Raw genomic sequence first — 8,142 nt, 5'->3', positions numbered from 1 at the left:
GCGATCTTTTCATGGGCTTCTATCTGATGAAAATTGGCCATCGGAATCAATGCCATCAAAAATCCATACATCACATTTTCTTTGTACCATTTTACTTGAAACTCTTGGTAAGTGTATGAAATCAATCCTTTTGCTGGATCAGAAACATAGACTTTTTGTTTAGTCACTTTATAAACAACAATAAAATGGTGATTATCCCAATGAATAATAGCAGGTAGTACTACATGATCTCTCAAATCTGACATTGCAGCTTCTACCGAAAGGGTTCGTAATCCTATCTTGTCAGCAGCATAGCTAATATCTAACATAGATACTCCTTCACGAGTAATGCCACATAAATCACGCAAATATTGTAATGAATAATATTTTCCATAATATTTGGCTATTATCATTAAACAAGCTGGACCACAATCTTTTGCATCCATCTGAAATTCATGAGGAAAATGTTTAAATGGCATTCTTACTTTGTATTTGTTATATTACTAAAACTTTATCAGACAAGCATGTAGGTTAGGTAGTTCTAACCTACATACATAAAATTTATTTTTTATCTGATTCCAGATATCCCCAACCTACCAAATTTATACCACCACTAAAATATTTATAGGCACCGACCATATTTTGTACTACTATTGGATAAATTTCTCCATACTGCTTTTTTAAACGCTCCAATTCAATTGAATCTTCTTCTCCTGGATATGGAGCCCACCAATAAAATTCCCAGAATTCAAATTGATGCCCAGGTTTCAACTTATTAATCACGTTAAAAATACAATTCGACATCACTTGCATCTTTTGTGACAATAATGATTTCAAATAACTAGGAGCATCTGCATCATCTCTTCCGCCAATAGCCAAATAAACTAATTTCTTACAATAAGCATCTTCAGGAATTACTGTCAAATTACCAAAAGCTTCCACCTGTTTATAAGCTAAATGATATTGTGAGTTCTTTTTTTTATCCTGCAAACTATCTTTATAATATTGATAAGTAGCAATATACTCCATCCAGTTATTAGGAAAGGCTTTAAAATATGCTTCTTGATTTTCACGACTATCCGATACCATCAAATTACGATAAGCTTTATTAAGCATCACTGTATCTATCGGAACATACTGAGCATACATATTATTTGTTGCTATAGCAACAAAAATAATAAATACTATATTTTTCATTTCATTTTTTTTATTAGAGTGTTATACTAATAGTCGTATTACCATTTCCATAAGTATTAAGTAAATTACTAAGTTCATTCAATTTATTATTACTTCCAGAAACCTTATACTCTTTTGTTGAAGGATCCCAATAACCAGATTCTCCTGTAAGCAAACAACCCTCTGAATCTTTATAAGAATTTCCAGTATGAATTATTATTCCGCTTCTTCCTTCAACCCCAGTAACCTCGTAGTATCCCGGCACACCATGAAGTGAGCTTTTTTCTACATTATAAGTTCCAGGTGATATAGCAGTTTTTGACCCACTCACAGTACACTGATCATAATCAAAACCACGTTCAAGAAACACTCCTTCAACTGTAGAAATAATATCTCCCGCTTCATTATACGCATAAGCTGTGAAACTACTTAGTGTTGTTTTATCTTCATACTGCAGTCTATTTACAACAATATTTACACCACTAGACTGAACAGGTGCAACTCCACCACTTGTATTTGGACTTGATATTATAGGTATTTCCGTTGCTTCACGACTAACATAATCGAAACCAGACACATACCCCCCATTCCATTTCCCGTCATTCCATAATTGGAAAAAATCCGATTGAGACACCGGATAACCTACGTCACCATAACGAACCCATGAGCCATTATAAATAGAATTTCCGTAATCCACTGAAGTAGCATATAGCCCTACATACCCAAGATCTTCAACAAATCCTCCAAGCCAATTTCCGTTCATAACCAGAAAGTTATAATCTTCTTTAGTAATTGGATTACCTCTCTTTCCATATCCATTAAGAGGATCATCTTCATACATTCCAGTACCACTTAAACCGCCTGAATTTGTAGAATCCCAATAGTCGTTAAATGTAGATCCATAACTCCCAGAAGTATCTTCGCGACTTCGTGTCCAGTGATAATTACCCTCTTGATCATAGTAACCAATGCCATAATCTTCAAAATACCCCCCACCGACAGCAGCTCGTTGTTGGTCTTCACTTAAAACCCTTAATTGAGTTTTCAATACATCAAAACTGTTTTCTGTTAGTTTCTTTTTCATATTCAATTTATTTTAAATTTGACTTCAATATAGCACATCCTAAACCTGCCAAACCTTTCTGATATAAAAAACCATCAAGAGTTATGCTCTCTTGTTTTCGATCTATAAAATCATTTATTTGCTGATCAGAAGGAGCATTTATAGAAGCTATACCAAAATAGATTTCTTGCATCCTTGCAGTGTATATATACCTTTCAACAGGATCTGTATAATCAATCATTTTTGGAAACTGATATAATCGAATATAATTCCATCTTGGCAAATATACAGTTCCCACATTTTCTATCAATTGATTAAAAATCAATTGATCAGTCGCATCATAAAGCCTTTGATCAATTATTCTTTTTAAAACATTAGGTAACAATTTTCTAATATTTTCTACTCTATCAAAATATTTCCTTTCTTTATCAATTGCAATCAAAAAATATAAAACGGAATTGATATGATAAAGTGAAATCTTTCCAACATATTTTTGCAATCCATTCTCACAAATTTTCAAAATATTATCTATTTGTTCTAACAAATTTAATCCATCAGGATCAAATTTCAATCTTTCTAACAAATAGATAGCATGTCCTAAAAGCGATATTTCCGGATCACATGCTATTCGAGAAAAAACTTTTTTATCTACATTCTGTAGAACTTTGTTTGGTTCTCCGTCTACTAAATTTTCTCTTAATAAACGGCTTACAATCCATCCAATACCTGTTAACCCATGTTCAAAATCATTTGAAAGTCCATTCGATGCTTTTAACACTTTATCTAACAGGTCACCAGCAAAATCACTATAGTATTCATTTCCAACATAGTATGAGTAATTATAAAGGTAGTAAATAATACCGGTCCTTCCTGTAAAAAGCCCGTTGTCATTAATATGGTAACTATATAATACCAATGTATTAGCTATTCGTTGCAAAAGATTGTTCATAATATCAGAAATTATGATTGAATGAATTGATTACCTCTCTAAAAAAGTTAATTAAAGAAGGCACATGATAATCAAAAGTAAACTTTATACGATTTTTCTTAACTTCTTGCTCAACACGTTCCATCAAACCTTTATCTTTCAATTGTGGTATTAGTTCACTAATTGTATTATAATAAATCCCCATTCCGTATCTTTCTACATAATTCTTCATTGCCATAATATGATTAGCGTTCAATTTTTGAATCATAGGAATACCTGCCGCTACTAAGGTGTTGATACGCGCAGGCAGATTCAAATCTGACCAAATAGCCCGTAACAAAGACTGTTCATTACTACTATCAATACAATGCAACCATCCGGCATCGTATTTGGAAAATTCTGTTACCCATTGTAACTGCGAACAATGATTATGTACATGAAAATGATTAGGAGCCATCTTACGGTATTTATATGTGACCATCTCTTCAGATATATGGTTCTCATTATAAACGTGTATATGAATATTATGATCAGCCAATGTTTTCACCTCATTAGGAGATAATCCAATCATCCTCCCAACAACGACTGTATGCACAGCTCCGTCAGAGAAAGAAAGCTTTTCAGAGAATGTACTATTAAGAAAACAATTAGCTTTAGGCAAATCACCATCTAGCACATATGTTTGATTTGCCTTTAGATGATTTGGAACAAATAATTCAAACCAATTTTTAATTTCCTCATTCAAATAAATTTTACCATCAGCATAAGTATATAAATCTATCAATTTACTCCATAATCCCATCTTTAGTGCCTCATGTGGCCCTTCTTTAAAATGCCAAACAAACGGAATACCCATACCCGATTTTAAAACTTCATGGGCTATATCAATAGCTCCCGTACTTAATTGCGCATAAATAATATCAGGCTTTATTTCTTTTATTCTTTGCCTCCAACAGTTATAAGGAATATCTTCAACATGTCCAAACGGAAGTGGGCCGACTGTAGAAAAACAAAAACGTGGCTTAGACCATAATCCATACAAACGATGTCCGGCTTCTTCAAATGCATAAATCCGTTCTGAATTATATGCTAATTCACCAACAATCAATATCTTCAAAAAGTCTTTACAATAAGAATTTTCTTTTTGATAGGGAGCATACATTTTAGGCTCGTCAATCGTTTTATAGTTGGTAGCACGCATACATATGGGATGCTGTACATTATAGAATTGCCTATATTTATTCAATCCTCCTCCATACATCTCTCCGATGATTTTATGGCGTTGATCCGGATGATTTGTCCATTCACATGTCACCTGGCCTGTAGGAACAAAAATTCCTTTATCGGTCAGTTTTCGCCAAAAAGTAAAAAATAAATCTTCAGAAACATATTCGTCTCTAACCACCCAACGATCATTTGTTCTCCGATGGGCCACTTGAACCATCAAAAGATTATATCCCGGCCTAACTCCTATCGCCTTTCGGTAAGCAAGAATACCAGAACTTTCTGATTCATCATACCGTACTCCATTAAATGCTAATATTATTTCTTCAGATTCATCCAATTTTTGTTTCAAGACTTCCAAATGCATTGCATCATAAAAATCATCAGAAGGTAAATAAGCTATATAATCATAATTTGCCTTATTTAAAGCTTGATTAACTACATGTCCTATTCCTGTGTTCAGTTTATTCTTTATATAAATTACTTTAGGGTCCTTTAGGAAATCAGATATAAATTCCTCCGTTCCATCTGTACAACCATCATTCACAATGATTAGCTCCCAATTTGAATAAGTTTGCCTTTGCAGGCTAAAAATAGCTCTACGTATAAATGAAGCCTGATTATAAGTAGGCATAATGACAGTAAATCCTTTTGCCATAACATTAAATATTTAGTTACTTATACTTATCCTTCAAAATCAATAGAAAAAATAAGTTAAGAGCAAGCTACAATTCTTAATTAAAAGGATAATATTTACTCAAAATCATATACCTAAATAAGGATTTTAGTTTAAAAATACACTTTATTATAAAACAAGCAATAGAAATAGCAATATTTTGCATTAAATTAACCATAAAAAAATAATCAAACAACCTAAATTCATTTTTTATACCATTAATACAGGTTACTTAATCGGATATTATCTGCCCCTTTCCACCGACATTCCCTCCCAACTCTATTTGCCAACGATTTGTAAGAGCTTTGCTTATGCTGGATTAAGTGCCACTTTCATAGTATGGCTGAAAGAGATTATGACCTTCTAACATTTCTTTCAGGGATTAGTGTGTATTTAATATACTCCATCCAATAAAAGATAATAAAATAACATATAATTTTGCCATAAAGCTACAATTCCGAACTTTTATTCCTACATTTGCAGCCAATTGATAATTTACAAAAAATACAACTAGTATGGCTAAGATAACCAAAGAAGCCGCTCTGCTCTATCATTCACAAGGCAAGCCCGGCAAGATTGAGGTAGTTCCTACCAAACCTTATAGTACACAGACAGACTTATCACTCGCTTATTCTCCCGGCGTGGCAGAACCATGCCTCGAAATAGAGAAGAATCCACAGGATGCTTACAAATATACAGCCAAAGGAAATCTAGTAGCTGTAATCTCTAACGGTACAGCAGTACTTGGTTTAGGTAATATAGGTGCTCTTAGCGGTAAACCCGTAATGGAAGGTAAAGGTTTACTTTTCAAAATTTATGCAGGAATTGATGTATTCGATATTGAAGTAGACGAAAAAGACCCGGATAAATTTATCGAAGCTGTTAAAGCAATTGCTCCCACTTTCGGTGGTATCAATCTGGAAGATATAAAAGCTCCGGAATGTTTTGAAATCGAACGCCGTCTGAAAGAGGAACTCGATATTCCCGTCATGCACGATGACCAACATGGAACTGCCATTATCTCCAGTGCAGGATTGGTAAATGCACTGCAAGTGGCCGGCAAAAACATTGCAGACGTGAAAATCGTAGTGAACGGTGCCGGGGCCTCTGCTGTCTCCTGTACTAAATTATATGTATCTCTGGGTGCACGTCTGGAAAACATCGTGATGTTGGATAGCAAAGGAGTCATCAGTAAAGCACGTACTGACCTGAACGAACAAAAGAGATATTTTGCAACGGACCGTACTGACATTCATACTTTGGAAGAAGCCATTAAAGGTGCTGACGTATTCCTCGGCTTGTCAAAAGGAAATGTGCTGAATCAGGATATGGTACGTAGTATGGCTCCCATGCCGATCGTATTTGCATTAGCGAATCCGACACCGGAAATTTCTTACGAAGACGCCATGGCTGCCCGCCCAGACGTATTGATGGCAACCGGACGTTCCGACTATCCGAACCAGATTAATAATGTAATCGGATTCCCTTATATTTTCCGCGGTGCATTGGATACACACGCCAAAGCAATCAATGAAGAAATGAAGATTGCAGCTGTACACGCTATTGCTAATTTGGCAAAACAACCTGTACCTGATGTGGTAAATGCAGCATATCATGTAAACAATTTCTCATTCGGTCCTGAATACTTTATTCCGAAACCGGTAGACCCGCGCCTCATCACAGAAGTTTCCTGTGCCGTAGCCAAAGCTGCCATGGAAAGTGGAGTAGCACGTATAGAAATCGAAGACTGGGACGCTTATCGTGTCCATCTCCGCGAATTGATGGGATATGAATCAGAATTAACCCGTCAATTGCACGACACAGCTCGCCGTAATCCACAACGCGTTGTATTTGCCGAAGGTGGCCATCCCAATATGCTGAAAGCTGCAGTCGAAGCCAAATCCGAAGGCATCTGTCATCCTATATTATTAGGTAATGACGAAGTGATCGCCAAAATGGCTCAGCAATTAGACCTTAGCTTGGAAGGTATTGAAATCGTAAATCTCCGTCATCCGAACGAATTGGAACGTCGTGAACGCTACGCTCGTATTCTAACAGAAAAACGTGCTCGCGAAGGTTTTACCTATGAAGAAGCCAATGACAAAATGTTCGAACGCAACTACTTCGGAATGATGATGGTTGAAACTGGTGATGCAGACGCTTTTATCACCGGAATTTATACCAAATACAGTAACACTATCAAGGTAGCAAAAGAGGTTATTGGTATCCAGCCCGGATTCAAACACTTCGGTACGATGCATATCCTCAACTCAAAGAAAGGTACTTTCTTCCTTGCCGATACGCTAATCAACCGTCACCCAGATACAGAAACTCTGACTGATATAGCCAAACTTGCTGACAAAACAGTACGTTTTTTCAATCATATCCCTGTTATGGCTATGCTCTCTTATTCCAATTTTGGAGCTGATACCTCAGGTAGTCCTGTAAAAGTGCACGAAGCAATCAACTCTATGCAGAAGGAATTTCCTGATCTTGCCATTGATGGTGAAATGCAAGTAAACTTTGCTCTCAATCGTGAACTTCGTGACGCTAAATATCCGTTTACACGTCTGAAAGGTAAAGATGTAAATACGCTGGTTTTCCCTAACCTGAGTTCAGCAAACATAGGTTACAAATTGCTTCAGGCAATGGATCCCGATACAGAATTTATCGGTCCTATCCAAATGGGATTGAACAAGCCGATCCACTTCACCGACTTCGAAAGTTCTGTTCGTGATATCGTTAACATTACTGCCGTAGCAGTGATCGATGCCATTGTTGAAAAGAAGAAAAAAGAAGATCAATGAGAAAGCCATTGTCCAAATCACAAATAGTTTGCGTCAGCCTCCTTTGGCTGGCGCTTTGCTATTTAGTCCTAACAAAAGCCGAACGTATTGACGGAATGACTATAGTAATGCTTATCATTTCGGCAGCATTAGTTTTTATTCCTGTCTATAAGTCTATCAAAAAGAATAAATAATATCTTTTTTCCCATTTTTTATGCGATAAAATATCAAATTTGATATTTTATCGCATTTTTCTTTATAAAATGTTTGCCAGTTTAATTTTTATCTTTACTTTTGCAACCGCATTAGA

General features: G+C 35.6%; 7 protein-coding genes. 2 read left to right on the top strand and 5 right to left on the bottom strand.

What is annotated here, in order from left to right; translation table 11 throughout:
* From JCM17102_RS23440 to JCM17102_RS11205, 5 genes are all read right to left on the bottom strand, one after another.
* The coding region (locus JCM17102_RS23440; protein ID WP_033886763.1) for a cysteine peptidase family C39 domain-containing protein at positions 1 to 458 on the bottom strand (458 nt) is incomplete at its 3' end.
* 82 nt (positions 459 to 540) lie between these two features.
* A complete protein-coding gene (locus tag JCM17102_RS11220; protein ID WP_033886761.1) occupies positions 541 to 1,176 on the bottom strand; it encodes a hypothetical protein in 636 nt (211 codons plus the stop codon).
* Positions 1,177 to 1,189: 13 nt separating this feature from the next.
* Positions 1,190 to 2,239, bottom strand: coding sequence for a DUF5675 family protein (locus tag JCM17102_RS11215; RefSeq protein ID WP_025075179.1), 1,050 nt, complete (start codon positions 2,237 to 2,239; stop codon positions 1,190 to 1,192).
* Between the two features lie 7 nt (positions 2,240 to 2,246).
* Positions 2,247 to 3,167 carry a hypothetical protein gene (locus JCM17102_RS28995; protein ID WP_025075178.1) on the bottom strand — a complete coding sequence of 307 codons (921 nt, stop codon included), beginning with the start codon at positions 3,165 to 3,167 and terminating at the stop codon, positions 2,247 to 2,249.
* A gap of 4 nt (positions 3,168 to 3,171) precedes the next feature.
* Positions 3,172 to 5,028, bottom strand: coding sequence for a glycosyltransferase family 2 protein (locus tag JCM17102_RS11205; RefSeq protein WP_025075177.1), 1,857 nt, complete (start codon positions 5,026 to 5,028; stop codon positions 3,172 to 3,174).
* Between the two features lie 533 nt (positions 5,029 to 5,561).
* On the opposite strand from JCM17102_RS11205, the gene JCM17102_RS11200 reads away from it, so the two are divergent.
* Together JCM17102_RS11200 and JCM17102_RS30345 are read left to right on the top strand one after the other, a co-directional pair.
* A complete protein-coding gene (locus tag JCM17102_RS11200; RefSeq protein ID WP_025075176.1) occupies positions 5,562 to 7,853 on the top strand; it encodes an NADP-dependent malic enzyme in 2,292 nt (763 codons plus the stop codon).
* On the top strand, positions 7,850 to 8,026 hold the full coding sequence (locus JCM17102_RS30345; protein ID WP_129585754.1) for a hypothetical protein: 177 nt from the start codon (positions 7,850 to 7,852) through the stop codon (positions 8,024 to 8,026). Before JCM17102_RS11200 ends, JCM17102_RS30345 begins: the two co-directional genes overlap by 4 nt.
* Positions 8,027 to 8,142 lie beyond the last annotated feature (116 nt).

Source organism: Bacteroides faecichinchillae JCM 17102 (genome assembly GCF_000614145.1).
Classification (GTDB): Bacteria; Bacteroidota; Bacteroidia; order Bacteroidales; family Bacteroidaceae; genus Bacteroides; species Bacteroides faecichinchillae.
Note: the sequence above shows the minus strand (reverse complement) of the source record. Positions and strands in the feature narration are given on the sequence as shown.